Annotated in this window: 1 protein-coding gene; it reads right to left on the bottom strand. The window is 67.3% G+C overall.

Annotation, left to right across the window (positions count from 1 at the left end):
• Positions 1 to 214, bottom strand: a 214-nt coding sequence (locus ACW4DH_RS19050; RefSeq protein WP_459637972.1) for an NAD(P)/FAD-dependent oxidoreductase, incomplete at both ends; no start/stop codon positions are given.

The following is a 214-nucleotide window of genomic DNA, read 5'->3' as shown; positions in this document are numbered from 1 at the left end:
GTCCCACAGCTCCTTCAGACCGATGGCGTAGTGCTGTGGGTCCTTGCCCGCAGCCAGGTCGAAGCGCTGGATCAGGCGCTTGCCCAGGTGCCCGCGCGCACCCTCGGAAAACAGCGTGTACTTGGCGCGCAGTTCCATGCCCGGCATATAGCCCGACTTCTCGCTGCCGTCCGCCGCCACGCCCATGTCGCCGATGACGATGCCGCGCACCGTG

It is taken from the genome of Halomonas sp. WWR20 (assembly GCF_054602495.1).
The sequence above is the reverse complement of the archived record's forward strand: the minus strand, read 5'-3'. Positions and strand labels throughout refer to the sequence as shown.